Here is a 26488-nt window from a genome sequence, read left to right on the forward strand (position 1 = left end):
GCACGGGAGGCAACCGATGGCTGACAGGTACCAGCAGTTCACGAGGACCCCGGTGGGGAAGTTCGTGGTGCCGAAGCTGGGGCTGCCCAATCCCGCGACGCTGCGCCGCTACAAGCCGGGACAACCCGCGCTCGAAGGGCCCGCGCTGCTCGGCGCCGCGCCCGGCGGGCGGCTGGAGAAGACGGTGAAGGACCAGCTCGCCGACGCCGGGATCGAGGTCGTCACCTCCCCGGCCGAGGGCAGGCACGCCGCCCTCGTCTTCGACGCCACCGGCGTCACGGACCCGAAGCAGCTGCGCGAGGTCTACAAGTTCTTCCACCCGGTGATCCGCAGCGTCGGCTCGTCCGGCCGCGTCGTCGTCCTCGGCACGCCTCCCGAACTCGCCGAGGGCCGCGAGCGGATCGCCCAGCGCGCGCTGGAAGGTTTCGTGCGCTCCGTCGGCAAGGAACTGAAGCGCGGTGCGACCGCCCAGCTCGTGTACGTCGCTGAAGGCGCCGAAGACGCGACGGAGTCCACGCTGCGCTTCCTGCTCTCGGCCAAGTCCGCGTTCGTCGACGCCCAGGTCATCCGCATCGGCACACACACCAGGACCGCGACCGCCCCGGAGAACTGGGACAAGCCACTGGACGGCAAGGTCGCTCTGGTCACCGGCGCGTCCCGGGGCATCGGCGCGGCCATCGCCGAGGTGCTGGCCCGCGACGGCGCGCACGTCGTCGCCCTCGACATCCCCGCTCAGGGGGCGGATCTGTCGAAGGTCGCGAACAAGGTCGGCGGCTCGGCGCTGCAACTCGACATCACCGCCGCGGACGCGCCGGACAAGCTCGCCGAGTACCTGACCACCCGCCACGACGGCGTCGACATCGTGGTGCACAACGCGGGCATCACCCGGGACAAGACGCTCGGCAACCTCACCGAGGGCGGCTGGGACTCGGTGATCGCGGTGAACCTGGCCGCGCAGCTCGCGGTCAACGACAAGCTCATCGGTGCCAAGGTGCTCAAGGAGAACGGCCGGATCGTCGGCGTCTCCTCGATCGCCGGTATCGCGGGCAACGTCGGCCAGACCAACTACGCGACCAGCAAGGCGGGCGTGATCGGCATGATCGACGTCGGCGCCGAGCAGCTCGCCGGGTACGGCGGCACGATCAACGCCGTCGCGCCGGGGTTCATCGAGACCAAGATGACCGCGGCGGTCCCGCTGTTCATCCGCGAGGCGGGGCGGCGGCTGTCCAGCCTCGGCCAGGGCGGCCTGCCGGTCGACGTCGCCGAGACGATCGCCTGGTACGCCAATCCCGCGTCGGCCGCGGTGAACGGCAACGTCGTCCGCGTCTGCGGCCAAGCGCTGCTGGGGGCGTGATGGCGGTCAAGCAGCTGCACAGCTCCCCCAGTCTGGCCTCGCTGTACCCGAAGGCGCTGCTCGGCGGTGTGCTCCACAAAGGCGGCGGGGACAGGCTGCCGGACACCGAGTTCGCGCGGGCAGGCGTCGTCATCGATCCGGCGCACCTCGCCGCGTACAACCAGGTCTGCGGCTTCCGGCTGGCCGACGAACTGCCCGCGACCTACCCGCACATCCTGGCGTTCCCGTTGCAGATGGCGCTGATGACCGAGGCGGACTTCCCGTTCCCGCTGCTCGGCATGGTGCACGTGCGGAACACGATCACCCAGCACCGGCCGCTGCGGCTGGACGAGTCGTTCACGCTGCGCGTGCGGGCGGAGAACCTGCGGCCGCACCCGCAGGGGCGCCAGTTCGACGTCGTCAGCGAGCTGCTGGTGGCGGACGCTCCCGTGTGGACGGACGTGAGCACGTACCTGCGCCGCGGCGGCGGCTCGGGCTCGGACAAGCCCCGCGCGGTGCTGACGCCGCCGTCGCCGAGCGCGCTGTGGCACGTCCCCGGCGACATCGGCCGCCGCTACGCCGAGGTGTCCGGCGACCGCAACCCCATCCACCTGCACGCGCTCACCGCGAAGGCGTTCGGTTTCCCGGCCGCGATCGCACACGGCATGTGGACGAAGGCGCACGCGCTCGCGGCGTTCGAGGGCAGGCTGCCGGAGGCGTTCACCGTCGACGTCCGGTTCAAGCAGCCGGTGCTGTTGCCCGCCAAGGCCGCGTTCACGACCTGGCACGCCGAGGACGGCTGGGCGTTCGAGCTGTGGGCCGCGCGCAAGGCGAAGCCGCACCTCGAAGGTTCGGTCACTCCGCTGTAGACGGCTTCCAGATCTCGCCCTCGACCAGGTCGTTGAACCCGAGCCAGACGAGGTTCATCAGCCACGAGGCGAGGACGCCGTCCGAGACGTCGGGGTGGTCAAGCGCCCAGTCGGCCAGCGATTCGGCCGCCCCGACCAACGCCGCCGAAAGCCCGGCGCCGGAGAACTCGGCCTGCTCGCCGAGCCCCTTGCGGGTGCCGGCGGAGACGACGAGCGCCGCGACGAGCTCGATCGCGCGGGTGCGCATGTCGGTGATCTCGGTGGCGAAGCTGCCGCCGACCGTCAGCGCCTGGCGGTGCAGCACCGTCCACGACTCGCGGTACTCGGCGACGAACCGGTAGAACGAGCGCAGGCCGTGCCACAGCTGCATGTCCGGCGGCAGGTCGGGCTTGATGCCGTCCTGGATGGCCTCGAGCAGCCGGGTGGCCTCGCGGCGGATGCACTGGCCGAACAGGTCTTCCTTGGAGCCGAGGTAGGTGTAGATCATCGGCTTCGAGACGCCCGCGACGTCGGAGATTTCGTCCATCGAGGCGGAGTGGTAGCCGTGGCGCGAGAACACCTGCACGGCGGCGTCCAGGATCTGCCGTTCACGGACGGCGCGGGGCAGCCGCCTCGCCCGCTCGGGTGAACGCTGCTCTCCAGCGGACTCTTCGGACACGTCTAGACCTCCCTGTTACGGCGAAGACGCTACCCGCCGCCGAGGTCGAAGGGGCATTCCGCTGGCCTTGCCCCGCTTACCTACTGGCGAGTAGGCTTAGTTGACGGCAGGGAGAGGAAGGGCCGATGGCGGACAACAGCGGGATGACCAGCACTGATCCGGGGGCCGGGCTGGGCGGCTTGCGTGGCGCGGCGCTGGTCGACGCCGTCGAGCGAATCGACCCGACCGGCCCGGAGGCGCATGCGCTCGACGTCAACGTACTCGCCGACGCGGTGAATCCGCGCGATCTGGGCAAGGACGACTTCCGGCGTCTGCTGGCCGCCCTGGTGCGGATCGCGGAGCGCGCGCCCGCGTTCGACCTGAGCAAGGTCGACCCCGTCCGCTTCGCGAACCTGGTCGCCGCCGCGTCGCGGGTGCAACTGGAGCGCGTCGTGGCCGAACGGGCGCTGCGTGAGCGCGTACTCGGCGAGATCTTCGACCGCATGGGCTCGCACATCCGGCACGAGCGCGCGAAGAACGTCCACGCGGTCATTCACTGGCGGCTGTCGGGTGGCGTCGGCGACGGCGGCTACGACCGGTACGAGACCGTCATCTCGCACGGCGCGTGCACGGTCAGCCGCGAGATGCGGGAGAAGCCGAAGGTGACCATCACGATCGCGCCGACAGACTTCTTCCGGCTCATCACCCACCAGGCGACCCCGGCGGTACTGTTCGTCACCGGAAAGATCAAGGTCAAGGGCGATCTCGCATTCGCCGCCGGCCTGATCGGCTTTTTCGACCTTCCGAAACCGTCCTGAACGATTACACTTCCCGCTCGTGTCCCGGAATTCGTCGAACCGCACCTGGCGCGAGCGGCTGCGCTTTTCGCGGCCGCTCCGGCTGGCCGTGTCGCGGCACGGCTCCGGGCACGCGCTGGACGGCTTCGCCGCGCATCTCGAGGTCGCCAAACTCACCCCGGACGAGTTCGTCCAGGTGCTGGAAACCCTGCACATGCTGGGAAGTCGCGGTGCGGGCATCGAGCTGAGCTCCCTGTCGACCCAGGCGCTCGTCGACATCCTCGGCCAGACCTCGAAGGAACAACTCAAGGCCGTCGCGGATCACCCCGAGTTACGTCCGGTGTTCCTCGACGAGATATTCCGCAGAATGTCCGAGCATTTCCGCCCCGACCGCGCCCGGCACGTCGACTTCGTGGTTTCCTGGCGCTTTTCCGACGGCGACGGAGAGGACGGTTTCGACCGTTTCCAGACCGTCATCGAGGACGGCACCTGCGTCTCCAGCGTCGACCTCGCCCGCACCCCGGACACCACCATCACCCTGTCCGTCGACGACTTCATCCGGATGGCGACCGGCAACGCCGCGGTGGCCGCGATGTTCGTGACCGGCAAGGTGAAGGTCAAGGGCGAGTACGCCCCGGCTGTCCGCTTCAGCAGCTACTTCGACATCCCCAAGCCCTCGAACGCGTAGGGCCCGCCGGTCCAGCAGGCCCTACGCATCCGAGGGTCAGTTTGAGCCGGGCCAGAACAAGTCGACCAACCAGTCGAACGTCTTCTTGCCCAGCGTGTAGACCGCACCGTGGAGGAAGGCGGCCGGCCAGCCAGGCTGTTCGGATGCGCGTCGGCTTGGCCGATTCGACCTGCCGACGGGGTGACCCAGCCGCGAGGTGCGGCGATAGCGCTTAGACTTGGACATACGTGCTCCTACAGCTGTTTGGGCAGTGGAACGGGGTGCGGAAGGGGAAGGCCTGTCGGCGAGTGCTTGCCGGCGCAACCGGCCGGCCTTCCCCGAGTTCGTTGACGAGAACTGTCAGCGAAGAACACAGTGACAGTCGCTTGACATACACGTGCGTGGCCCCATGCGGAAATCCGCAACCACCAGGACATGTGATGTTGCTCACAGGAATGCGTCCCCGCCAGCGTGTCAGCGGTCCTCGTATGTTCATGCTGTCGTGCTGGTGTATCAAGGTGGTGGCGTCGACAGCCCCGCCGGGCAGTCGGAGCCGTATCACTGGCTTGCCGCAAGGAAGGTTCGTCACGGTGGGGGAGTGGCGACAGTGGCGACAACGACGAGTTTGCCGACACGGGCGAGTTTCTGTTGCGCCGGTCGAAGCGGACCTGGGTAATTTCCGTTGCGCCGGTCCCCTGGTGATCATGCTGATGCGAGTTCCTCCTGGTCTCGTGCCGTGCAGTTGCACTCCTGGATGACGCGGGAAGAGCTGAACCGGGAAAGGCTCAGTCTTGCCCGCGCGAGTTCACGCAGTTCAAGCAACTCGGGCAGGCTGCACGGAAGCTGTGCGTGCCCGCCCTGGTCGGCGAGTGAGTGCAGCCGCTCAAGGGTCTTTGCGCTGGGTACCCGGCGGGCGTTGACGTAGAGAGACAGCGCGGAAGTCGAAATCCAGAGCTGCCGCGCACGCGCGGCTTGTGTCCGTGGTGTCATACATCGGCACAGCAGGTCGACCAGATTGGCCAGCTCGCGCTGTGCCGGAGTTGAGTCCGGCGGGTAGCGCCCCCCGGCTTGATCGGTCCTCATTCGCCTTCTCCTTATTTTGGGTGCACTGAACCGCGGCGTGTACCCGCGTTCTGGGTTTACGGGTTCGCCGTGCCAGCCGCTCGAGTCTGTTCACAGCAAAGACCGGAGAGGTGCTGGCGGTGTTTTGACGGTGTCTCGCCTTGCTGTGCGGCCTGCCGGTTGTTTCTCCCCCTTTCCCCTTCCTAATCGCCGTCGACGCGGGATCACGCGACGCCTCTTCTCTGGGAATAGGCGCTCCTCTGGTTCTGGCGACGAGTCACCGTGAAGGAGTGCCTCGGCAGCCTAGCAGCTCTCGCCGGCTTCGCGTCGCGTTGTCCCTTCGTGTCGCGAAGCGGCGAAGGCGCGCGAAGAGCGGCGCGAGGCCCCAGATGCCCCCAGGGGAGGGCGCTTCCTTTGAAAAATTTAGCTATCGCAAAATTTAGCTATCGCAAAATATTTCGCGACAAAATATTGAGAGTTCAACTAATTGCTTTTGCGAACGGCGGCATGTTGGTTGTTTGCAAGTTTTGTAAACAACCAAGCCGGTGAACGACGCCCGGAGCGTGCTACAAAGGTGACAAGCCGCTGCGTGCCGCGGCTCTCTTTTTCGGACAAGAAAGTGGGTATCCCGACGTGCTGCCCTCATGGAAAGATGGCAACCTTGGCACAATGAAGCGTGTCGCGTTGTGGCTGATCGCCGAGGTTGGTGAAGGAAACGTGTTCACCAAAGAGCAGATGCGTTCGGCATTCCCCGGGGTCTCCCAAATCGATCGCCGGATGCGTGACCTGCGGAGTTTCGGCTGGCGCATCGACACCAACCGGGAAGACCCCGAGCTCAGTATGGCTCAGCAGCGTTTCGTGAAGCAGGGGCAGCCTGTTTGGGAGAAGGGGATGGCCTCGCGGCCGGCTTCGGCTCCCGCGATTGGCGCTGTGCGACGGCGGGAAATCATCTCCAAGGATGGCAACATGTGCCGTTCATGCGGCATCACTCCTGGCCAGTTCTACGCCGGCACGTTCGAGGGTGCCCAGCTCGACATCGCACGCCGTGAGGTTGTCTTGCCAGGTGGACGGCGCGAGGTGCAGCTGGTCACCGAGTGCAACCGCTGCCGCGTCGGGGCGAAGGATCTCGTTGCAGATCTTCCCGCTGTCGTCGATCGCGTCAGTGCTCTGAGCCCGGATCAGCGTGAGCTCCTTGCCAGCTGGATCGAGGCGGGCGAGCGTTCGTTCAGCCAGGTTGAGCGAGCGTGGGCAGAGTACCGTGCGTTACCGGTTGACGCTCGGGATGTGGTGCGCGGATCTCTGGGCTGATCTGGCCGGCGCCGCGGTTCCGGATATCGTTTGTCGTCACTGCGCACGTAGGTGGTACAGGAGAATCATGATCAAGGATTACGGTCGTCCGCCTCGGGCTGATGAGAACCGGGCTCTCATCGAGCGCCGTCTCAAGGAGGTGACCGCTGCTGGCGGGCCGCGCGAAACACAGACCGTCGAGTGGCGTGGGGGGCAGCTGCACCTCGACGTGATCCAGATGCCCGTCGGTGACCTGTACTACAACCCGGCGACGCACCGCATCCGCGCTCAGCGCAGCCATGACGCCAAACTCGATCAGCTCATCGAAGACGAGCCGTGGAGCACGGCGAGCCAAGAGTATCTCGGTCATCTGCTGCAGGCTTTGCCGGCCGATCCAAACCAGACAGACCCTGCGTTCACTGAGCTCATGGAGAGCCTGGAGAAGTACAAGCAGAACGACCCTGGCCTCATCACTCGCGACGGCGTTCTTGTCAACGGAAACACACGTCGCGCGGCGCTGTTGAAGCTGTCGGGCCCACAGCAACCCATCAGGGTCGCTGTGCTGCCTGCCTCGTGTGACTGGTCGGACATCCATGGCGTCGAGTTGTCCCTCCAGCTCAGGAAGGAACACCGGCGCGCATACTCGTACATCAATCGTCTGCTGGCAATCGACGAGCTGGTGAACCAGGGAGAGCCGATCGCGAAGATTGCCACCATCTTCCGAACCACGGTGCCGGCCTGCAAGCAGGACATGTGGGTCTTTTCGTGCATCAAGTCGCTAATTGAGCGAAGTAAGGTTGATGGCCGCCGCATTCCGCTCATTACGTTCGAAGAACATCAGGAGAAACTGAAAGAGCTGCATCGTCGTTACCAGAAGGAACGGGCAGCAAGTGGTGATCGTGCCGAATTGCTCAAGGAGTCGCGGCTCGCGGCTATCGTGCTGGGTTTCCCCAAGACCGACGTCCGGCACATCGAGTCGGATTTCCAGTCTCGTCACCTGAACAGCACTCTGCCTCCCAAGCTTAAGCCAAGGGCCTCCTCCGCGACGGTGGAAATCCCTGGACTGGGTGTTTCTGTCAAGAGCATGTCTGACGATGTCGCGACGGCCAGAGAATTGACCGATACCGTGCTGAAGACAAAAACGATAGCTATCGCTGGTGAGGGCCCGCGCAACGGCGAAGCCACCGATCGACTGAAGGATCTCAAGGACGCGATGGATGTTGCGATCGGCTCTGCTAGTGACAGAGCGCGGCTCCGAAAACGTAAGCAGGCGGCGCCGGACCGCCTGAAGACAGCGACGGCAGAGATCGAGCAGTGCGTTACCGAGCTTGTGATGTCGCGGGCATCGAGAGTGGTCGACGCGGAAGCGTTCAACGATGCGGTCATCACCTTCCGGCGTGGCCTGCGGAAGCTTGCCGTCGAAGCAGCAAAGACGGTCGAAGGCGATCACGAAGGTATAGCCTGGCTGCGTCAAGTGCTTGAATTGGAGTCATGAGTGGCTGGAATACAGCCGACCTTGGTCATCGGCTTCGACCTGACCCGAACCCAAGCGAAACTGGAGACGGTCAGCCGACACCGGGAAAGCCTCGCCAGTCTCCTGGCAGCCTTTCCCAGCGGCCAGATGACGGAGCGCCTCGCCGCCGCCGTACCGATCGACGAGTTCATCGAGGGTCTCGAGTCGCTCACAGGCTGGCCGGAACCTGAGTCTGTTGCCTGGGAGGGCACGTTCCGCAACCTGGTTATGGCGATGATCAGGGATGCAGAGCGTTCCGAGCGTTTCCTCACTGGCGCGGAGGACGGACTCGTTGTCCATGCCGACGAGGTCGCGGACGAGCTTGAACCCGATTGGTGCGGTGACCTCACCGCCTTCCAGCAGCGCGACGTAGCGAAGCTTGTGTCGCTCGGCCACGGGGCGAACTTCAGCGTTCCGGGTGCCGGCAAGACGCGGGTGGCCCTCGCGGCTTTCTCGATCTTCCGAAAGCGCGGTACGGTGCGTCGTTTGCTGGTCGTCTGCCCGAAGTCGGCCTACGGGGCGTGGCGAGAAGAAGGAGAAAAGTGCTTTACCGACGGACTGGACGTCCAGGTCTTCGGAGGCCGAGCCTCTCTAGCGGCCGACGTACTGCTGGTCAATTACGAGCGTTTGGGCAGGTCCCTCGGTCTCATTACTGACTGGCTGGAATCAGCGCCGACGATGATGGTGCTGGACGAGGCGCATCGGATGAAGCTGGGTACGGCCGGCGTCTATGGTGCGGCGTGCATGGCGCTCGGCCCGCTCAGTTCTATCAGGATGATCCTGACTGGTACTCCGGCTCCCAACGGCCCGAAGGATCTTGAAAGCCTGCTGGCCTTTGTCTGGCCAGGACGGGGGAAGCGAGCAGTCACCCAGGCAATCGACGGTGGCAACTTAGTTTACGCCAGCCGTGCTCTGAAGCCTCTTTACACCCGGACAACCAAGCATGAACTCGGGTTGCCTCCGGTGTCGCTGGCTACCCGCATGGTGGGCCTTCCACCCCTGCACCGGGAGATCTACGACGCCATTGTCGGGAATTTCAGCAGCCGGGCTGAGCGGAGCCGATCCGACTTTGACGCCCTCGGCCGCAGTGTTTTGCGGCTGATCATGGCTGCGACCAGCCCCGCGCTTCTGTCCGAAGGGGCTACGAGATACGAGCCGTTATCTCTTCAGGTGCCGCCGCTGGAAGTCCCACCCAATGACCCCCTGTACAGCTTGCTCGGCTCGCTCTCCGAGTACGAAATGCCCCCGAAGTACCAAGAAGTTCTGGCTATCGTGAAGGAGAACTCGGAAAATGGGAGAAAAACTCTTGTGTGGGCCAGCTTCGTCCGTTCGATTATGACACTGGAGGCATTGCTTGCTGATTTTAAGCCCGCTGTCGTTCATGGTGGCACGCTGGATCGCGATGACCAGATTCAGACCTTCCGCAATGATCCGGATTGTTCAGTGCTCATCTCCAATCCGGCCACGCTCGGCGAAGGTATCAGTCTCCACCAGGTCTGCCATGACGCCGTGTACGTCGACCGTGACTTCCAGGCAGGCAGATTCCTGCAGAGTCTGGACCGTATTCACCGCCTGGGTCTTGCGCCGGGCACAGAGACGCGGGTGACGATTCTGGCCGCACGCTCCACAGTGGACGAGGTCGTAGCGATGCGGCTCAACGAGAAGCTGGAGTTCATGGGAAAGATCCTCGATGACGCATCCGTTCAGCAGCTAGGCGATCCGTTCGAGGAACCGTCAGCGATCGCCGGTATGGACGCGGCAGACATCGATGCCCTGCTCGCGCACATTCGGAGCGCTAGGTCTAGCTGATCTTGGACCGGTTTTTGTTGAACCTCTCGTGTCGCTCGTGATCTTCCTGACCGACGAACGCCTTGAACTCCCCAAGCCGGTAAGCAAGGCTGCCGTCACTCAGTGCGCGTTCCTCGACTTCGAAGTCCAGGCGGAGCTGGGTGATTCGCTGCTCGAGTTCAGCCACCTCATTGAGCAGTCTTGCTTCCCTAGCGAGGTTTTGCGCAGAGACGAAACCACCCTGCGTCCGGAGCACCTTGTAGACCGGGTCGTGGTCCGGGCTCTCGCGGGAAACGGCCTTACCTTCGTGCTTCAAAGCCCGCATTATCGCCTTGCCCACTGCCTCGGCCACAGGAGGCGGGAAGGCGTTACCTATTTGTCGGTAACGAGAGGTCTTCTTGCCCGTGAACTCCCAATCGTATCCAGGTAGCCAACCCTGGATGCGGGCGACCATTTCGTTGGTGAGCTTGGGGCCCGGCTCCGGCAAGAGCTTGTCGTCTCGCGCCGGCGCTGCGTTGGCTACGCCCATCGCGTCGACACCGAGTTCAGCCCATGCCCTCTTGGCCCGGGTGGGGCCGAGATCGGCACCACCGTGCTTCTTGGAACCGCCAACGATGGTCGGCCCGATCTTGTCCGCGGCCTTCTTCCAGTCCTCGAGCTCTTCCCAGCCGTTCACGCCCATCAGGTCACTGATCGCCTGGCTGACGGTCATGCGTTCGTCGTCGGGTACGGGCTCAGGCCACTTGAAGAACTTGGCGTCGTCCTCTTGCATAGCTACCAGCACGAAGCGTGGCCTGAGCTGGGGAACCCCGAAGTCGCACGCGTTGAGGAGCCGCCACTCCGCTACGTACTTGAACTCCGCGAGTCGGTCCAGGACGTACTGACGGTAGCCGGAGAAGCGGGGCAAGCTGAGCCCGCGGACGTTCTCCAGCATCAGGGCGCGCGGCCGGACCTTGTCAACCTGCTCGACGGCCCATGCGAAGAGATCACGCTCGTCGTTCGCGCCGAGCTGCTTCCCGGCAATGGTGAACGGAGGGCACGGCACCCCGCCGGCAAGCAGCGCTACTTCCCGGTGCTCTTCCGGCGCGAAAACCTTCGGGTCCGCGACGTCGCCTCGCTGCACGATCGGGCGCTTCTCCTCGTTGATCTCGATCGTGCCCTTGATGTTGGTTCGCAGCGTCTCGTACGCGTTCGCATCCAGCTCGACCGCGAGCCGGTGAGCGAACCCGGCGCGTTTGAAACCTAGCGCCTGTCCGCCGGCACCCGCGCACAGTTCAACGACTTCGAAGGAGCTGTCGTCGGATGCGGCGGTCATCGGTGCTCTTCCCGGTGTGGTGTGACGAGGTGGCGCCTGAGACTATCGGGCCCATGCCGAGCCCGCCTATAGACCCGGTCAGTGGGAAAGAAGCGAGGTCCAAGCCCTACCCGTCCGCCGCGAACGAAGGGCGGTCCCGCAACATGCGGGCCAACAAGCGTACAGACACTAAGCCGGAGGTGACTCTCCGCAAAGAGTTGCATCGGCTTGGTTACCGGTACCGCAAAGATCTTCCCATCGTTCTCGACGGTGTCCGTGTCCGGCCGGACATCGTCTTCCCAGGCCGGAAAGTCGCGGTCTTCGTCGACGGTTGCTTCTGGCATGTCTGCCCGGAACACGGGCGCCAGCCCACCAGCAACGAGTGGTACTGGACGCCGAAACTCCGGCGCAACATGGACCGTGACCAGCTTGTGACGAGCGCGCTCGAAGACGCTGGCTGGCGGGTGATCCGGATCTGGGAGCACGTGCCGCTGCTCGAAGCCGTTTCGGCCGTCGAGGACGCGATCACGTAGAACGAACACGCGTTCGATCTTAGCGTCGGCCAATGTGGACGGCTAGCATGATCGACTGGCGTGTCGTGGTCTCGGGTATGGCTGGGCAGCAGTCCTGTGTCAGCTGCGGCGATCCGGCAGTATGACTGATGCGGCTCGCAGGGGGCCACCGGCTCCTGTTCGTCGGCTCGTTGTCCGAAGGGGTGTTTCGTCGATCTTCGTCGCGCTCGGTTATGGCGGGGTGAAGCTCGGGTCCCAGGGGGACCGCGGGCTGCCGACCAGAGCGATGCCGGGGTGGACCGCGACCGCCTAGCGATAGGTTGCCGAGTCGAAGCGCCGCGGGTGTATGGCAGACGCTCGAAGAGGAAGTTGCGATGCGGATGGCGCACCAGCCGAAGTCGCCGTGGTAGCGCCGCTGGACGCCCGCTTCGAACAGGTGTTGGAGCCAGGCGCGACCGCGGTGCCTGGTGGCCTTGGGGCAGACCAGCGGCGGCCACGCGGCACCGAGTTGGTGGGCGGCGGTCGTGACGATGACGGGTTCTCGCAGAGGGCGATGGACTCGCGCAAGGTCCACGAGGAGCGGTCCCGTGGTTCTCGCCAGCCGCCGCAGCAGCCCGGTGTGCAGGCGGGCGAGCCATTCCGCGAGCTCAGCCAAAGGACCAGGCCCGGTGAAATCTTCGTACGTGACCCGGTTGGTATCCGGGGTTGCCGGGGGTTTCTCCAGCCGATGCGCTTGGGCAGAGCTGCGGCGGTCTTGGCGCCAGGCAAGTTCTCGTGCAAGTCTTCCGGCCGTGGGGGCGGTGAAACGGCGCTTTGGCCTGAACGAACGCGCAGCACAGCCCGGTAGAGGGGCAGCGTTCAGAGTCGTCATGTGAGCGCACGGCTGGAAATCCTGCTCGGCCCAGCTCCTCCCAAGAGCAACAGTTTGTGCTAGCCCTCGATGACGCGGCCTTCGATGATCGGGGGCTGCGACGACCGCGGCGGCGGTGGGTGGTCTTCGGTGACGACTTCGCTGTCGACCACCATGACCGGGCCGCGGCGCTGGTTGGCGAAGCGGATCGCGCGCTTTTCGGCGCGGCGCAGCCAGATCTTGCGGGCGACGGAGCGAGTGGGAGGAAGTAGCAGGAGCAGACCGATGACGTCGCTGACGAAGCCGGGCAGCATGATCAGGACGCCGCCGAGCGCGACCAGCATGCCGTCGGTGAGTTCCTTCTCTGCGGGGCGGCCCGCGCGGGCGGTTTCGACGAACGCGCGCATGGCCTTGCCGCCTTCACGGCGGGCGAGCCAGGAGCCGACGAAGGCGCCGGCCAGCAGGAGCCCGATCGTGCCGAGCACGCCGACGGCCGAGCCCACCGCCCAGACGGCGGCCACCTCGGCGATGACATAGAGCAGGAACACGACAGCCATACACGGTCAACGAGTGGGCTGCCCGTTTTGCTCCCTGTCACCGTAAGGAGCGAGTCTTGTCACTCTTCGTTACTTTCCCGAGCCGCAGAATTCCGGGAGTGACCGGTCGCCGAGTTCGATGTCGGCCAGCTCTCCGACCTCGACTCCCTGGCGTACCGAGCTGGCCGACACGGTGAGGAAGAGCCGCCACGGGACGCGCTTCGCGGGTTGAGCCGGAGGACAGCTGACGTGGAAGCGTAGGACCAGTTTCACCTGCTTGCCGACCTCCACTCGTACCGGCAAGGCGGTCAGTTTCGGCGGGGTGAGCAGGTAGTACTCGCTGAGCCAGGTCAACGAGAGCGTGCCGGTCTCGGCTTGGGTGAAACCGGGTGGGACCTCGGCGCGGGCGGATTCGATGACGACGCCGACGTCGCCGGTGTTCTCCAGGATCTGCGCGAACTGCAGCCCCGCCTCGCCGGTGCTGGAGTGCACCTGCCTCGTTCCCGACAGCGGCCGCCAGCTCACTTCACCGGGACCTGGGGCGCGACGTGTCAAGAGCACGACCGCCGTGACGATCACTGCGAGCGCGACAGCCACGGCGATGAGCCGTCCCCGCGTCCAGAACCGCGGACGCGGGGGCGGCACCGCGATCGGCGGCGCCGGTTCGAAGTCCCCCATGGCGGGGACGATAGCCAGGCGGTGCCGCTCGCGGAGGCGTTTCAGCCGGGAATCTCGTCGAGATAGGCCTGCGCCTGCAGGGTGAACAGCTCGGCGTAACCGGCCTTGGCCGCCATCAGCTGCTCGTGCGTGCCGTACTCGGCCACCTTGCCGTGCTCCAGCAACAGGATGCGTTCGGCCTGCCGGACGGTGGAGAACCGGTGCGAGATGTACAGCGTGGTCCGCCCCTCGGCCAGCTCGCGTAGCCGCGAGAACAGGTCGTGCTCGGCCTGCGCGTCCAGTGCGGACGTCGGCTCGTCGAGCACCAGGATCGGGGCCTCGCGCTGGAAAGCCCTGGCCAGCGCGATCTTCTGCCATTCCCCGCCGGACAGGCTCACGCCCTGGTCGAACCACCGGCCCAGTGGGCTGTCGTAGCCGTTGGAGAGCTGTTCGATCCGGTCCGAGGCGCCGGCGCGCCGCGCGGACTCTTCGATGTGTGGCCGGTCTTCCAGCCTCGCCAGGTCTCCGAGGCCGATGTTCTCCGCCGCGGTGCCCTGGTAGGTCACGTAGTCCTGGAACATCGCGCTGATCCGGCGGCGCAGTTCGACCGGGTCGAATTCGCGGATGTCCACACCGTCGAGCAGGATTCGCCCGCCGGTCGGGTCGTAGAGCCGGCACAGGAGCTTGAACAGAGTGGACTTCCCAGCCCCGTTGCGGCCCACCACCGCCACCGTCTCACCCGGACGGATTTCGAAGCTGACGCCGTCGAGTGCGCGCTCGTCCGATCCGGGGTAGCTGAAGGAAACCGACTCGAACTCGATGTGACCTTCCACTGTGGACGGAAGGGACCGAGGCTCCGGTGGCGCGACGATCTCGGGTTTGGTGCCGAGGAAGCGATAGAGCGTGTCGATGTAGAGATTGTTCTCGTACATCCCGGAAAACGCGGTGAACAAGCCGGACACGGAGGTCTGCACGGACGTCGCCGCAGCGGTGTACAACGCCAGGTCGCCGAGCGTGAGCCGCCCGCCGACCGCCTCCAGCGCGATGTACAGCGCGATAGCCGAGCCCGCGAATGTGCTCAGCAGCCCCCAGGACGTCGAGCTGACGTTGCGGTTCACGGTCAGCTTCCGCTGCCGTTCGTAGTTGACCTGGCCGAGTTTGCGGAACCTGTCCACAAAGTACGGTCCGAGGCCGAAGAGCTTGGTCTCCTTGGCGTAGGTGTCGGTGGTGACCAAAGAGGACAGATAGTCCATGCGGCGCCGGATGGGCGAGAGCATGAACGACATCCAGAACGCGCGGGAGCCGTATTTGGACTGCGAGATGAACGCCGGGATCGGCGCGATCAGCGCGACGAGCGCGAGCAGCGGGCTGATCGCGATCAGCAACGCGATCATGCTGGCGAACGTGATCGTGGTGCGGACGAGGCCGAGTGCCGAGGTCATCATCGTGAGCGGCCGGGTCGGCGCCTCCTGCGCTGCCTGACGCAGCATGTCGTAGGACGTCGACCCTTCGAAATAAGCCAGGTGCAGTTCGCTCGCGTGCGCCATGACCTGGTGCCGGATGGTCAGCGTCATCCGTTCCTGGAGCAGCCCCTGTGCCATCGTCGTCAGTGACGAGCTGATCGCCGTCAGCGCGAGGACGCCGAACTGCATCGCGGCCACTTGAACGATCGCGTTTTTCGAGCCGTGGCCCTGGATCGCCGCGACGACGCTGTCGAGCAGGAGCTTCGCGATGTAGGCGGTCACCGTCGGGAGAAGGCCGGACAACAGTGTGACCAGCGCGATCGCGATCGTCAGGAACGGGCTTGCCTGCCAGGTCAGCCGCGCGACCTTCGGCAGTCCGCGGACGGTGCCCGAGACCGCGGTCCGCATCCGGGAGAGGCGTTCACGCAGGCCTTTCGGCTGATCCTGTGGTGGTGCGTCCGGGATGTCGACGGGCCCGGTGAGGCCGCTGTCCGGAACCGTCGTGGTTCTCCGGCGTTTGCCATGCCTCCGGCCGAGCATGAGTTCGAGGCCGCCGCCTCCGCCCGGGATCATCCGGCCGCCCGGACGGCGCCGTGGAGGAAGACATCCACGATCTCGCGAGTGGTCGGGGTGTCGTCGACCTGGCCGAGCCTGCGGCCGCCGAACAGCAGCGCGAGGAACAGCGCAGCCAGTTGGTCGGCGGGGAGCCGGAGCTGGGCCTTTTCCGGCTCGAAGAGTTCGGTTACCGCCTCCCGCATCGCGGCCATCGAGTCCCGTCGCGAGTCCTTCACGTTCTTGCGGTCCTTCAGCCGCTGCTCCGGATCGCGCCGCGCTCGCCCGGAGGCGTGCAGCGCTCCCATCAGCGCGCCCATGCGCTGGAGGTGCGCGCCGAGCGCTTCGGCTGCCTCGACCAGACGGTCGGCCAGCGGCTGGTCGACCGGGATCTCCGCGATCGCGTCGAGCACGTGGTCCGGTTTGAGGACCTCGGCCGTGCAGGCGTCGAAAAGCTCGTCCTTGTCCTTGAAGGCGCGGAAGATCGTGCCCTCGCCGATGCCGGCCGCGCGGGCGATCTGGCTGGTGGTGACGGTGGCGCCGTGTTCGAGGACGAGCGGCAACATCGCGTGGATGATCATTTTGCGTCGTTCCTCGACGCTCATGCTCGGCGCCCTGCGCCGCGTTTCGGGTGGTGTCATGCCGCCCAGTGTGCGGAGTGAGCGCTCACTCCGTCAAGTTCATTAAGGTCGGCGTAGCTTCGACGGCATGGGCCTTGTCTGGGCGATGTCGATTCCGGCGCTGTTCGTGCTGCTCTTCGTGCTCGCCGTGCTGGAGGTGTGGGGCGGCAGGTACCTGCCGTGGCGTCGGCGCAGCGGCCGGACGGCGGCCTCGGTGGGGGCCGAAGAGATGGTGGCGTTCCTCTACGGGACCAAGCGGCACGAACTCGACCAGCGACAGGCCGAGGTGATGCTGGTGCAGAGCGAGGAGGACGGCGCGCCGCCGCGCGACCGGGTCGATCTGGACTCCGGGAAAATGGTGTTCACGCCGAGGGGTCATACGCGCTGAAGGCCACCATGAGGGACTTGAGCGCCCTCATGGTGGCCTTCGGAGACCAGCCCTTCGGAGACTGGCTCAGAACGTGATCGCGATGGCGGGGTCGCTGAGCAGGGCGCCGACGTCGGCCAGGAACTCCGAGCCCTGCTGCCCATCGACGACCCGGTGGTCGAAGCTGAGCGAGAGCTGCATGACCTTGCGGACCTTGATCTCCCCGTCGACGACCCACGGGGTGTCCCGGATCGCGCCGAGCGCCAGGATCGCCGACTCGCCGGGGTTGATGATCGGCGTGCCCGTGTCGATGCCGAAGACGCCGATGTTGGAAATCGTGAACGTTCCGTTCAGCATCGCCGCGGGGGTGGTCTTGCCCTCGCGCGCTACGTCGGTCAGCTCGGCGATCGCGATCGCGATTTCCTTGAGCGACATGGCATCCGCGTCGCGCAGCTTCGGCACGACGAGGCCGCGCGGGGTGGCCGCGGCGATCCCGAGGTGCACGTAGTCCTTGAAGACGATTTCCTTCGTCTCCTCGGACCAGACCGCGTTGACGTCCGGTGTCCGCTTGGCCGCCATGCACACGGCCTTGGCCGCGAACGCCAGCGGCGTCAGCTTCACCCCGCGGAACTCACGTGAGTTCTTCAGCTTCTCGCGCAGTTCCATCATCGGCGTGACGTCGATGGTCAGGAACTCCGTGACATGCGGTGCGGTGAAAGCACTTTGCACCATCGCCGCCGCGGTGGCCTTGCGGACGCCCTTGATCGGCACGCGCCGCTCGCGGGTGGCCGGGTCGTAGCCGGTGTCCACAGAGGACGACGCGGTGGCCGGGGCCGCGCCGTCGGCCGCGCGCTGGACGTCGTCACGGGTGATGACGCCGCCGTCGGCGGTGCCGGTCAGCGCGTGCAGGTCGACGCCGAGGTCCTTGGCGAGCTTCCGCACCGGCGGCTTCGCCAGCGGCACGTAGCCACCACGCGGGGCCACAGCGGGAGCGGGGGCGGGGGCCGGTGTGGGGGCGGACGAGCGCCCCAATGTGGCATTGGGTGCTCCGCCCATGCCCCCACCGCCACCCTCAGCGGAGACGCTGCGCGTCCGGTCCTCATTCGGCGCACCCAATGCCACATTCGGGCTCTTGCGGGCCCGGCGCTGCGTGACCACCGTCTTGGAGCCGTAGCCGACCAGCGGCTTCATCTCCTCCTCGGCGGCAGGCTCAGGTGCCGAAGAAGCCGAAGAAGCCGATGAGGCCGGAGCGGGAGCGGAAGGAGCCGCGGCCCCGCCGGGATCGACGTCGATGGTCAGGATCGGCGCCCCGACCTCGACCGTCTGACCCGGTTCGACGTGCAGCTCGGTGACCACGCCCGCCCACGGGATGGGCAGTTCGACGGCGGCCTTCGCGGTCTCGATCTCCACCACGATCTGGTTGACCGTGACGGTGTCCCCCGGCTTGACGTGCCAGTTGAGGATGTCGGCCTCGGTCAGCCCCTCCGCGGTGTCGGCGAGGGGAAACTGTTTGTACTCGGGCATTGCGTGAACTTCCCCCTTACCAGGCGAGCGAACGGTCGACGGCGTGCAGCACCCGGTCCAGGTCGGGGAGGTAGTGCTCCTCGAGCTTGGCGGGCGGGTACGGCGTGTCGAACCCGGTCACCCGGAGGACGGGGGCCTCCAGCGAGTAGAAGCATTCCTGCTGGACGCGCGCGGCGATCTCCGAGGTCAGCGACGATTCCGAGGGCGCCTCGCTGAGCGCGATGAGCCTGCCGGTCTTGCGTACCGACTCGAACACCGGGCCGAGGTCCAGCGGCGAGAGCGTGCGCAGGTCGATGACCTCCAGCGAGCGGCCCTCGTCCTCGGCGGCCGTCGCCGCGTCGAGCGCGACCTTCACCGAGGGGCCGTACGCCACGACGGTGGCCGTCGTACCTTCGCGCACCAGGCGGGACTTGAAGAGTGGATCGGGCGTCGCCGTCGTGTCGACCTCGGCCCGCAACGCTCCCGAGTGATACAGCCGTTTCGGCTCGAAGAACAGGATCGGGTCGTCGGAGTGGATAGCCTGCTGGATCATCCAGTAGGCGTCGACCGCGTTCGAGCAGGACACCACCTTGAGCCCGGCGATGTGCGAGAAGAACGACTCCGGCGACTCCGAGTGGTGCTCGACCGCGCCGATACCGCCGCCGAACGGGACCCGGATGACGACGGGCATCTTGACCTTGCCCTGCGTCCGGTAGTGCAGTTTGGCCAGTTGCGAAGAGATTTGGTCGAAGCCGGGGAAGATGAAGCCCTCGAACTGGATTTCGCACACCGGCCGGAATCCGCGCACGGCGAGGCCGACCGCGGTGCCGATGATCCCGGACTCGGCCAGCGGCGTGTCCAGCACGCGTTGTTCGCCGAAGTCCTTCTGCAGTCCGTCGGTGATCCGGAAGACGCCGCCGAGCTTGCCGACGTCCTCGCCCATGACGAGGACCTTCGGGTCCTCCTCCATGGCCCGGCGGAGGCCGAGGTTGATCGCCTTGGAAATGGTCAGCTTCTGAATGTTCTGAATGTCCACAGTGGTCATCAGTGTTCACCCGCCCCGACGAAACCGTCCAGATAGGACAGATACTCGGTGCGCTGCGCCTCGAGCACCGGCGAGGACTCGGCGTAGACGTTGCTGAATATCCGGTCCGGTGGCGGTTCCGGCATGTTGAACGTGTACTCGCGCAGGTCGGCGGCGAACGCGTCGGCCTCTTCCTGGACCTGGTCGAAGAACGCCTGGTCGGCACCGCCGCCGCGAGCGAGGTACGCGCGGACGCGCTGGATCGGGTCCTTCAGTTTCCACTCCTCCAGCTCGTCGGAGAGCCGGTAGCGGGTGGGGTCGTCGGTGGTGGTGTGCGCGTCCATCCGGTAGGTGAAGGCCTCGATCAGGACCGGGCCGTTACCGTGGCGGCACTCCTCCAGCGCCCAGCGTGACACCGCGAGGCAGCCGATGACGTCGTTGCCGTCGACGCGGATGCCGGGGAAGCCGTAGCCGCGGGCGCGCTGGTACAGCGGCAGCCGCGACTGGCGCTCGGTGGGTTCGGAGATCGCCCACTGGTTGTTCTGGCAGAAGAACACGAGCGGGGCGTCGTAGACCGCGGCCCAGACGAAGCCCTCGTGGACGTCGCCCTGGCTGGTGGCGCCGTCTCCGAAGTAACAGATCGTCGCTTCGCCGTCGTCGTCGCCGACCTTGCCCTCGAACTTCTGGCCCATCGCGTAACCGGCGGCGTTGAGAACCTGGTTGCCGATCACGATGGTGTAGGGGTGGAACCGGCGGGCCTGGTAGTCCCATCCACTGTGGTCGGTGCAGCGGAAGATCCCGAGCACCTCTTTGAGGTCGACACCCCGGGTGTAGGCGACGCCGTGCTCGCGGTAGCTGGGGAAGGCCATGTCGGTCGGCCGGAGCGCGCGACCGGAGCCGATCTGCGCCGCTTCCTGGCCGAGCAGGGGGACCCAGATACCGAGCTGGCCCTGGCGCTGCATCGCGTTGGCCTCGCGGTCGGCGCGGCGCACCAGCACCATGTCGCGGTAGAGCCCGCGGAGTGCCTCGTCGTCGATGTCCTCGACGTACTTGTCGAATCGGGGTGAGGAGACCCGTTCGCCTTCGGGGGTGAGCAGCTGAGTCAGCTCAGCGCCACCTTCGCTCGTTGCTCGCAAACCGGCGATCACCTGTTCGGGGGAAGGCTGAGCCGCCTCGGCGGCCGGGCCGGCTCCAGGCTCCGGGTGCGTCCACTGTTCGGGGGACGGCATGCGCTTGCTCCTTGATGTCGGTGCCTCTGGTGGCCGCTTGTGGCGACCACAGCGACTGCACCGGCGGGACCAGCGCGTCGGGTCCGAAGCGCTCGGTCACCGTCGGCGTTGACGGTTCTCGCCGTCATCCTGACACGAAGAACTGCCCGATGGTGAGTCACGGTTGCTGATTTGTTGCTGAGAAACCGTTGCTGAGCAGGGAAAACGCTAGGAAGCCCTAGGGTCGGGCTGCCGAGGGTCGGGTTTCCACTCCGGCGCTCACCTGGGGTCGCGGCGGTCGCACACGGTGTGCACGGGGCCCCGGGAGCTTCGGTCGTGACCTCCACCACAGCGTCGTCCGCGTGGCAGGATGCTTGGTGTGGAGCAGAAATCCGTACGTGAATCCGTGGTCTCGGCGTGGACGAACGACGTCGTGCCGAGCCTGTCCGGTCTGGTGGAGATCCCCGCGCTGTCCCCCGCGTTCGACGCCGACTGGGCGACGACCAAGCATCTCGCCGCGGCCGTCGACCACGTCCGCGCGTGGATCGCCGGGCGAGGGCTGCCGGGGGCGAAGCTCGAGGTCGTCGAGCTGCCCGGCCGATCGCCGCTGTTGTTCGTGGACGTCCCGGCGACACCGGGCGCGACGGACAAGGGCACCGTGCTGCTGTACGGGCACCTCGACAAACAGCCGCCGGTCGGTGGCTGGTCGGAGGGGCTTGGCCCGTGGACGCCGGTGTTGCGCGACGGCCGCCTCTATGGGCGCGGCGCCGTCGATGATGGTTACTCCGGTTACGCGGCGACAACCGCGTTGGAAGCGGTGCACGCCGCGGGCGGTGAGCACGCGCGTGCCGTCCTGCTGCTGGAAACCGGTGAGGAGTCCGGCAGCCCCGATCTACCGGCCTACCTGGAGCACCTGAAGGAGAAGCTCGGCGCGGTCTCGCTGGTGGTCTGCCTCGACGCGGGCGGCAGCGACTACGAACGGTTGTGGCTGGTCAACAGCCTGCGCGGGATGCTGCACCTCGACGTGACCGTGCGGCTGCTGGGCGCGGCACAGCACTCCGGCCTGGCGAGCGGGGTCGTCGCGAGCTCGTTCCGTGTGCTGCGGCAGCTGCTCGACCGCATCGAGGACTCCGCGACCGGCGAGATCAAGCTGCCCGAGCTGAAGGTCGAGATCCCGGCGAACCGGCGTGGCGAGGCGAAGGACGTCGTGGAGGTCTCCCCCGGCACACTGCGGGGGATGTTCCCGCTCGCGGGCGACGCCACCACGGTCACCGACGACGAGCTGGAGCTGCTGCTCAACCAGAGCTGGCGGCCGACGCTGTCGATCATCGGCGCCGACGGGCTGCCGAAGCCGCCCGAGGCGGGCAACGTGCTGCGCGAGAGCACGACGTTGACGCTGAGCTTCCGGCTCCCGCCGACCGCCGACGCGTCCGCCGCGCTGGCCGCGGTGAGGCGGGCGCTGACCACCGACGTGCCCTACGGCGCGCAGGTCGAGCTGAGCGAACACGCCCAGGCGGAGAACGGCTGGAACGCCCCGGACGAGGCGCCGTGGCTGTCCGAGGCGCTGCGCCGGGTGAGCGACGAGGTGTTCGGGCGGCCGCATCGCAGCGTCGGAATGGGCGGTTCGATCCCGTTCATGGGGCTGCTGGGCGAAAAGTACCCGGACGCGCAGTTCGTCGTCACCGGTGCGTGCGGGACGGATTCGAACATCCACGTGCCCGACGAATGGCTCAACCTGGACTACGCGCAGCAGGTCACACAGGCGATCGCGCACATCCTGGACGCGCACGCGCGCGGCTGACGTATCTCCGTTGAGGCTCCCTCCCCGGACGTGGTGAGATATCTTCACGTTCAGGGGAGGGAATCTTCAGCGTGAAGAAATCTGTCATTGTCGCCGCGGTCGCGGCTGCCCTGCTGACCTCGGTGGTCACTCCGGTCGTCGCGAGTGCGGCCGAAGGCACCAGCGCGCCGAGCGAGACGCTCGCGGAGCAGGTCGCGCGAATCCACAAAACCGGTGACCAGGCCGTGAGTGACGCCGAGGCGGCGAAGCCCGTGGTCGAGCGGGCCACGGGGCGCGCGGGGACCGCGGCGGCGGTCCGCTCCATCGCGAAGGTCAAGCTGACCGGCAAAAGCATCATGGACGAAGCACAGAAGGTGCTCGACGCCAACTCTCCGGAGTTGACCATCCCGCTGAGTTTGTCCACGAACAAGGGGATGTCCGCGGCGCGGAAGGCCGTCGAGATCGCCGACCAGACCTTCACCGACGCGGCCAATTCGCTCCACGACAACGGTTTCCAGGTCAAGAGCGACGCGGAAACGGCCAGGGCGGTGGCGCGGAACGCGACGACCCCGGAACAGGCGAAGCTGGCGCTCGAAGCCGCGGACCGGGCCAAGCTGACCGGTCAGCGCGTCGACGACCGGGCTCAGGGGCTCTTCGATGGCAGCTTCCCGAAGGACTCCAAGGAGCTCGTCAAGCTCGACGTCCTCGCCACTCAGGGGATGTCAGCGGCTCAGGAGGCGATCAAGATCGCGGACGAGGCGATCGCCATCGCCCAGCCAAAGGCGGACGCCACGCCCGGGACCTCGACGCCGGGAACCCCGGCGCCCGCGCCGAGTGGCACGCCCTCGGCGGGCACCGCGGCGACGCCCGGCGGTGCCGCGGCGGCGTCTGGCCCGCAGGTGAAGATCCGGCCGCGAGGCAGGATCGAGACCGGTGGTGGAGCGACCGCGCAGTCCTGATCTCCTGGCCTCTGAAGGCCACCATGAGGGACTTGGACGCCCTCATGGTGGCCTTCAGAGCGCTTGGGTCCTCTCAGGCGAAGCGGTTCAAAGCTCCAGTGAGGGACGCGAGTTCCGGCGTGAAGCGCTGGTAGGAGAACGGCGTCTCGTTGTTCCACGGGATCAGCCGTCCCGCCTTCACCGCGGGCAACCGCTGCCAGGTCGGGACGCCGCCGAGGCCGTCCGGGCCGAGTGACAGCGAGCCGCCGCGCGAGTCGTACATGATCACGTCGGCCTCGTACTTCCCGATGTTCTCCCAGCTCACCTGCTCGTAGTAGCCGCCCTGGGAGGCGTCCGGGTTCTCCGGCGCGACGAACTTCATGCCCTTGTTCTGGTAGTGCTTGCTGGTCGCGAAGGCGGCCGCGTTCGCGACGTAGCAGGTGTCCTTCTGCGCGGACAGCAACAGCACCTTGAGCCCGGACGTCTTCTTGATCGCCTCGCCCAGCGCCGCGTCGGCCTGCTCGAAGCCCGTGCGAGCTTGGCGAATCGCGGGCGCTTCGACGTCCGCGCCGAGTGCCTTCGCCAGCGCCGCGAACTTCGTGATCCCCTCCGGCATCGCGATGCCCTGGAGACCGATGCCGACGCTCGGCGCCGCCTTGTCGACCTTGTCCGCCTGCGTGTCCGGGACGTACCACATCTGCTGCTTGAGGTAGATCACGCTGACCAGCAGTTGCGGGTTGAGCGAGACGAACTTATCGAAGTTGAACTCGTTCCACACGTTCCCGAGCGAGGTCACGGTGGTGAGGTCGACGCCGCCGACCTGCGGGTCCGGCTTGCCGTCAGCCAGCTTCGACGGGCCGAAGACGCCGACCGGGCGGATCCCGTAGTCCCACAGCGCCGCGGCCGCCGTCACCTGCGCGACGATCCGCGTCGGGCGCTCGCCCTCGAGTTTCCGGCCGCGGTCGTCGGTGAACGTCCACGTCGCGCCGCCTCCGCCGGACGGCTTATCCTCGGCGTAGCCGCAGGCGCTCAGCAGGGTCATCGCGCCGGCCGCGGCGGTGCCCGCGAGGAAGCCGCGGCGGGACAGCGTGGGCAGGTTGTGCATCGGGATCGTCCTTTGTACCGGGGAGTATCGAGCCTTAGGCTAGCCTTGCCTTAATGTGAAAGCCATGGTCCAGGCAATGGCACGCGTCACCGAGGGGCGCACCAGGGGCTCGACAAGGACGTTGGTGCTGGTCGGAGCGCTGTTCGCGCTCGCGGCGGCGTTCCTGCTGTCCATCGGGTTCGGCTCGAACGCGCTCTCGCTGGGGAGCGTGTTGCACGGTCTCTTCGCCTACGACGGCAGCTTCGACGACGTCGTCATCCGTGACGACCGGCTGCCGCGCACCGTGCTCGGTGTCGTGGTCGGGATGGCGCTCGGCCTGGCCGGCGCGCTGCTGCAGGCGGTCACCCGCAACCCGGTCGCCGACCCCGGGCTGCTCGGGATCAACTACGGCGCCGCGCTCGCGATCGTCGTCGGTTCGGTGGCGTTCTCGGTGACCGCGCCGGGCCAGCTGATCTGGTTCGCGTTCGGTGGCGCGCTGCTGGGCACCTGGCTGGTGTCGGTGATCGGCGGCGCGGTGAGCCCGATCCGGCTGGTGCTCGCCGGGGTCGCGGTGCAGGCCGTGTTCGTCGGGCTCAACCAGGCGTTGCAGGTGATCAACACGCACAGTCTGGACCAGATGCGGTTCTGGCTGGTCGGGTCGCTGGTCAACCGCGACCTCGCCGGGCTGACCGGGCTGCTGCCGTTCTTCCTGGCCGGGGTCGCGCTGGCGGCGGTGCTGGGGCGACCGCTCAACGCGATCGCGCTCGGCGAGGACACCGCGCGCGGCCTCGGCGCGAACCCGGCGTTCACCCGGCTCGCCGGGATGGCCGCGGTCGGGCTGCTCTCCGCCGCTGCGACCGCCGCGTGCGGTCCGATCGCGTTCGTGGGCCTGATGGTCCCGCACGTCGTGCGGTTGCTGGCCGGTCAGGACGAGCGGTGGGTGCTGCTGTTGTCGGCACTGCTCGCGCCGGCGCTGCTGTTGGTCTGCGACGTGCTCGGCCGCGTGCTCGGCTCGCCTGGCGAGATCCAGGTCGGCGTGATGATGGACATCGTCGGCGGGGTCGCGTTCATCGTGGTGGCACGGCGGCTCAAGGCGGTGCGCCGATGACGACGTTCGTTTCGCGCGAAGCCGGGCTCGACCGACGGTCCATTGTGGTCGTCGCGATCCTCGCGGTGGTGACGCTGGCGCTGGTCGTGCTTTCGGTCGGCACCGGCGACTACGACATGACACCGGCCGAGGTGCTCCGGACCCTCGCCGGGCAGGGCACGAAGGCGCAGTACCTGGTCGTCACCGGACGTCTGCCGAGGGTGCTGGTCGCGGTTCTCGTCGGCGCCGCGCTCGCGCTGGCCGGGTCGGTTTTCCAGACGCTGACGCGAAATCCGCTCGGCAGCCCGGACATCATCGGCTTCACCACCGGGTCCGCGACCGGCGGCATCCTGATGATCCTGGTCGTCGGCTCGGCGCCGGGGTTCGTCGCGCTGGGCGCGCTCGGCGGCGGCCTGCTCACGATGGCGCTGATCGCCGCGTTGTGCGCGCCGTACGGGCTGTTGAGCTCGCGGCTGGTGCTGCTCGGGATCGCGATGAGCGCCGTGCTCGCGGGCGTGAACTCGTACCTGCTGGTGAAGGCCAGCAAGGAAAACGCCGCGCGCGCGACGGTGTGGCTGGTCGGCGATCTCGCCGGTCGCGACTGGAACTACTTCGTGCCGCTCGCGGCGGTGCTGGTGGTACTGGTGCCCGTGGTGCTGGTCAACGGCCGGGCGCTGCGAATGCTGGAGATGGGTGACGACGCGGCGGTCGGTGTCGGGGTCGCGGTCGGCCGGATGCGGAACCTGTTGCTGCTGTGCGCGGTCGCGCTGGTCGCCGCCGCGACCGCCGCGGTCGGCCCGATCCCGTTCATCGCGCTGATCTCCCCGCAGCTCGCGCGCCGGATGACCCGGCTGCCCGGCCCGAACCTGGTGGTCTCGGCCTTCGTCGGCGCGCTGCTCGTGGTCGCCGCGGACTACGTCGGCCAGCGGGTGCTCGGGGCGTCGCTGCTGCCGGTGGGTGTCGTCGCGGCGACGCTGGGCGGGGCCTACTTCGTGTGGTTGCTGCTGGTCGGCCGCCGTCGCGCGTAACGTGGTGATCCGGGGTCGTCCCGGAAGCCCAG

At 67.0% G+C, this 26488-nt stretch carries 25 protein-coding genes; 13 read left to right on the forward strand and 12 right to left on the reverse strand.

Translation table 11 applies throughout. The annotated features are described in order from the left end of the window. Positions 1-16: 16 nt before the first annotated feature. Positions 17-1354 (forward strand): 3-oxoacyl-ACP reductase, encoded by a 1338-nt coding sequence (locus ABD987_RS19310; RefSeq protein ID WP_345395024.1) that lies wholly within the window; start codon positions 17-19, stop codon positions 1352-1354. Further along, positions 1354-2202, forward strand: coding sequence for a MaoC/PaaZ C-terminal domain-containing protein (locus tag ABD987_RS19315; protein ID WP_345395027.1), 849 nt, complete (start codon positions 1354-1356; stop codon positions 2200-2202). The genes ABD987_RS19310 and ABD987_RS19315 overlap by 1 nt, the downstream gene beginning before the upstream one ends. On the opposite strand, the gene ABD987_RS19320 is transcribed toward ABD987_RS19315, so the two are convergent. Further along, complete coding sequence (locus ABD987_RS19320; protein WP_345395029.1) at positions 2189-2860, reverse strand: TetR/AcrR family transcriptional regulator; 672 nt, start codon at positions 2858-2860, stop codon at positions 2189-2191. The genes ABD987_RS19315 and ABD987_RS19320 overlap by 14 nt on opposite strands. A 125-nt stretch (positions 2861-2985) precedes the next feature. Here ABD987_RS19320 and ABD987_RS19325 point away from each other — a divergent pair, with 125 nt between their 5' ends. Together ABD987_RS19325 and ABD987_RS19330 are read left to right on the forward strand one after the other, a co-directional pair. After that, a complete protein-coding gene (locus tag ABD987_RS19325; RefSeq protein WP_345395031.1) occupies positions 2986-3657 on the forward strand; it encodes an SCP2 sterol-binding domain-containing protein in 672 nt (223 codons plus the stop codon). Between the two features lie 115 nt (positions 3658-3772). Continuing rightward, on the forward strand, positions 3773-4324 hold the full coding sequence (locus tag ABD987_RS19330; RefSeq protein WP_345396160.1) for an SCP2 sterol-binding domain-containing protein: 552 nt from the start codon (positions 3773-3775) through the stop codon (positions 4322-4324). Between the two features lie 681 nt (positions 4325-5005). Here ABD987_RS19330 and ABD987_RS19335 read toward each other — a convergent pair. Beyond that, positions 5006-5386 carry a hypothetical protein gene (locus tag ABD987_RS19335; RefSeq protein ID WP_345395034.1) on the reverse strand — a complete coding sequence of 127 codons (381 nt, stop codon included), beginning with the start codon at positions 5384-5386 and terminating at the stop codon, positions 5006-5008. Between the two features lie 648 nt (positions 5387-6034). Here ABD987_RS19335 and ABD987_RS19340 point away from each other — a divergent pair. The 3 genes from ABD987_RS19340 to ABD987_RS19350 all read left to right on the forward strand — a co-directional run bounded on the left by ABD987_RS19340 (position 6035) and on the right by ABD987_RS19350 (position 9974). After that, on the forward strand, positions 6035-6673 hold the full coding sequence (locus ABD987_RS19340; protein ID WP_345395037.1) for a hypothetical protein: 639 nt from the start codon (positions 6035-6037) through the stop codon (positions 6671-6673). A gap of 67 nt (positions 6674-6740) precedes the next feature. Next, on the forward strand, positions 6741-8147 hold the full coding sequence (locus ABD987_RS19345) for a ParB N-terminal domain-containing protein (RefSeq protein ID WP_345395040.1): 1407 nt from the start codon (positions 6741-6743) through the stop codon (positions 8145-8147). Further along, on the forward strand, positions 8148-9974 hold the full coding sequence (locus tag ABD987_RS19350) for a DEAD/DEAH box helicase (RefSeq protein WP_345395043.1): 1827 nt from the start codon (positions 8148-8150) through the stop codon (positions 9972-9974). It begins immediately after the preceding gene. On the opposite strand, the gene ABD987_RS19355 is transcribed toward ABD987_RS19350, so the two are convergent. After that, positions 9967-11268: a DNA cytosine methyltransferase gene (locus ABD987_RS19355; protein WP_345395046.1), complete on the reverse strand. Its 1302-nt coding sequence runs from the start codon at positions 11266-11268 to the stop codon at positions 9967-9969. The two genes, ABD987_RS19350 and ABD987_RS19355, sit on opposite strands and share 8 nt — an antisense overlap. Positions 11269-11336: 68 nt before the next feature. On the opposite strand from ABD987_RS19355, the gene ABD987_RS19360 reads away from it, so the two are divergent. After that, the gene (locus ABD987_RS19360) at positions 11337-11780 is read left to right on the forward strand and encodes a very short patch repair endonuclease (RefSeq protein WP_345396164.1); all 444 of its coding nucleotides are present in this window, start codon (positions 11337-11339) and stop codon (positions 11778-11780) included. A gap of 19 nt (positions 11781-11799) precedes the next feature. Here the strand turns inward: ABD987_RS19360 and ABD987_RS44600 are convergent, their stop codons facing one another. The 5 genes from ABD987_RS44600 to ABD987_RS19380 form a co-directional block, all read right to left on the reverse strand. Next, a complete protein-coding gene (locus ABD987_RS44600; protein WP_378214190.1) occupies positions 11800-12630 on the reverse strand; it encodes a DUF2399 domain-containing protein in 831 nt (276 codons plus the stop codon). Positions 12631-12689: 59 nt separating this feature from the next. Continuing rightward, on the reverse strand, positions 12690-13166 hold the full coding sequence (locus tag ABD987_RS19365) for an FxsA family protein (RefSeq protein ID WP_345395049.1): 477 nt from the start codon (positions 13164-13166) through the stop codon (positions 12690-12692). 69 nt (positions 13167-13235) lie between these two features. After that, positions 13236-13823 (reverse strand): hypothetical protein, encoded by a 588-nt coding sequence (locus tag ABD987_RS19370; protein WP_345395052.1) that lies wholly within the window; start codon positions 13821-13823, stop codon positions 13236-13238. Between the two features lie 41 nt (positions 13824-13864). Continuing rightward, positions 13865-15805 (reverse strand): ABC transporter ATP-binding protein, encoded by a 1941-nt coding sequence (locus tag ABD987_RS19375; protein WP_345396167.1) that lies wholly within the window; start codon positions 15803-15805, stop codon positions 13865-13867. Positions 15806-15834: 29 nt separating this feature from the next. Continuing rightward, the gene (locus ABD987_RS19380; protein WP_345396170.1) at positions 15835-16422 is read right to left on the reverse strand and encodes a TetR/AcrR family transcriptional regulator; all 588 of its coding nucleotides are present in this window, start codon (positions 16420-16422) and stop codon (positions 15835-15837) included. Between the two features lie 103 nt (positions 16423-16525). Between ABD987_RS19380 and ABD987_RS19385 the strand changes: the two genes are divergently transcribed. After that, positions 16526-16825, forward strand: a complete 300-nt coding sequence (locus ABD987_RS19385; RefSeq protein WP_345395055.1) for a DUF6191 domain-containing protein — start codon at positions 16526-16528, stop codon at positions 16823-16825. 66 nt (positions 16826-16891) lie between these two features. Here the strand turns inward: ABD987_RS19385 and ABD987_RS19390 are convergent, their stop codons facing one another. From ABD987_RS19390 to pdhA, 3 genes are read right to left on the reverse strand one after another with little or no spacing between them, the layout of a single operon-like run. Next, entirely contained in the window at positions 16892-18328 is a 1437-nt protein-coding gene (locus ABD987_RS19390) for a dihydrolipoamide acetyltransferase family protein (RefSeq protein ID WP_345395058.1), read from the reverse strand. A gap of 16 nt (positions 18329-18344) precedes the next feature. Further along, positions 18345-19337 carry an alpha-ketoacid dehydrogenase subunit beta gene (locus tag ABD987_RS19395; RefSeq protein WP_345396173.1) on the reverse strand — a complete coding sequence of 331 codons (993 nt, stop codon included), beginning with the start codon at positions 19335-19337 and terminating at the stop codon, positions 18345-18347. A 14-nt stretch (positions 19338-19351) separates the two neighbouring features. Continuing rightward, positions 19352-20560 (reverse strand): pyruvate dehydrogenase (acetyl-transferring) E1 component subunit alpha, encoded by a 1209-nt coding sequence (gene pdhA / locus ABD987_RS19400; protein WP_345395061.1) that lies wholly within the window; start codon positions 20558-20560, stop codon positions 19352-19354. A gap of 358 nt (positions 20561-20918) precedes the next feature. Between pdhA and ABD987_RS19405 the strand changes: the two genes are divergently transcribed. Together ABD987_RS19405 and ABD987_RS19410 are read left to right on the forward strand one after the other, a co-directional pair. Next, complete coding sequence (locus ABD987_RS19405; RefSeq protein ID WP_345395064.1) at positions 20919-22340, forward strand: M20/M25/M40 family metallo-hydrolase; 1422 nt, start codon at positions 20919-20921, stop codon at positions 22338-22340. A gap of 71 nt (positions 22341-22411) precedes the next feature. After that, the gene (locus ABD987_RS19410; RefSeq protein WP_345395067.1) at positions 22412-23278 is read left to right on the forward strand and encodes a hypothetical protein; all 867 of its coding nucleotides are present in this window, start codon (positions 22412-22414) and stop codon (positions 23276-23278) included. Between the two features lie 73 nt (positions 23279-23351). Here ABD987_RS19410 and ABD987_RS19415 read toward each other — a convergent pair whose 3' ends face one another. After that, positions 23352-24362, reverse strand: coding sequence for an ABC transporter substrate-binding protein (locus tag ABD987_RS19415; protein WP_345395070.1), 1011 nt, complete (start codon positions 24360-24362; stop codon positions 23352-23354). 64 nt (positions 24363-24426) lie between these two features. Between ABD987_RS19415 and ABD987_RS19420 the strand changes: the two genes are divergently transcribed. Next, positions 24427-25449 carry a FecCD family ABC transporter permease gene (locus ABD987_RS19420; RefSeq protein ID WP_345395073.1) on the forward strand — a complete coding sequence of 341 codons (1023 nt, stop codon included), beginning with the start codon at positions 24427-24429 and terminating at the stop codon, positions 25447-25449. Next, positions 25446-26456, forward strand: a complete 1011-nt coding sequence (locus ABD987_RS19425) for a FecCD family ABC transporter permease (protein WP_345395076.1) — start codon at positions 25446-25448, stop codon at positions 26454-26456. Before ABD987_RS19420 ends, ABD987_RS19425 begins: the two co-directional genes overlap by 4 nt. The last annotated feature ends 32 nt before the right edge of the window (positions 26457-26488 follow it).

The organism is Amycolatopsis samaneae, assembly GCF_039541975.1.
In the GTDB taxonomy this organism is placed as follows: Bacteria; Actinomycetota; Actinomycetes; order Mycobacteriales; family Pseudonocardiaceae; genus Amycolatopsis; species Amycolatopsis samaneae.

Coding starts and splice junctions, on each gene's coding strand:
- ABD987_RS19345 (WP_345395040.1), top strand. CDS start 6,741: ATGATCAAGGATTACGGTCGTCCGCCTCGGGCTGATGAGAACCGGGCT.
- ABD987_RS19420 (WP_345395073.1), top strand. CDS start 24,427: ATGGTCCAGGCAATGGCACGCGTCACCGAGGGGCGCACCAGGGGCTCG.
- ABD987_RS19375 (WP_345396167.1), bottom strand. CDS start 15,805: ATGCTCGGCCGGAGGCATGGCAAACGCCGGAGAACCACGACGGTTCCG.
- ABD987_RS19340 (WP_345395037.1), top strand. CDS start 6,035: ATGAAGCGTGTCGCGTTGTGGCTGATCGCCGAGGTTGGTGAAGGAAAC.
- pdhA (WP_345395061.1), bottom strand. CDS start 20,560: ATGCCGTCCCCCGAACAGTGGACGCACCCGGAGCCTGGAGCCGGCCCG.
- ABD987_RS19325 (WP_345395031.1), top strand. CDS start 2,986: ATGGCGGACAACAGCGGGATGACCAGCACTGATCCGGGGGCCGGGCTG.
- ABD987_RS19415 (WP_345395070.1), bottom strand. CDS start 24,362: ATGCACAACCTGCCCACGCTGTCCCGCCGCGGCTTCCTCGCGGGCACC.
- ABD987_RS19370 (WP_345395052.1), bottom strand. CDS start 13,823: ATGGGGGACTTCGAACCGGCGCCGCCGATCGCGGTGCCGCCCCCGCGT.
- ABD987_RS19390 (WP_345395058.1), bottom strand. CDS start 18,328: ATGCCCGAGTACAAACAGTTTCCCCTCGCCGACACCGCGGAGGGGCTG.
- ABD987_RS19380 (WP_345396170.1), bottom strand. CDS start 16,422: ATGAGCGTCGAGGAACGACGCAAAATGATCATCCACGCGATGTTGCCG.
- ABD987_RS19385 (WP_345395055.1), top strand. CDS start 16,526: ATGGGCCTTGTCTGGGCGATGTCGATTCCGGCGCTGTTCGTGCTGCTC.
- ABD987_RS19335 (WP_345395034.1), bottom strand. CDS start 5,386: ATGAGGACCGATCAAGCCGGGGGGCGCTACCCGCCGGACTCAACTCCG.
- ABD987_RS19365 (WP_345395049.1), bottom strand. CDS start 13,166: ATGGCTGTCGTGTTCCTGCTCTATGTCATCGCCGAGGTGGCCGCCGTC.
- ABD987_RS19315 (WP_345395027.1), top strand. CDS start 1,354: ATGGCGGTCAAGCAGCTGCACAGCTCCCCCAGTCTGGCCTCGCTGTAC.
- ABD987_RS44600 (WP_378214190.1), bottom strand. CDS start 12,630: ATGACGACTCTGAACGCTGCCCCTCTACCGGGCTGTGCTGCGCGTTCG.
- ABD987_RS19310 (WP_345395024.1), top strand. CDS start 17: ATGGCTGACAGGTACCAGCAGTTCACGAGGACCCCGGTGGGGAAGTTC.
- ABD987_RS19425 (WP_345395076.1), top strand. CDS start 25,446: ATGACGACGTTCGTTTCGCGCGAAGCCGGGCTCGACCGACGGTCCATT.
- ABD987_RS19355 (WP_345395046.1), bottom strand. CDS start 11,268: ATGACCGCCGCATCCGACGACAGCTCCTTCGAAGTCGTTGAACTGTGC.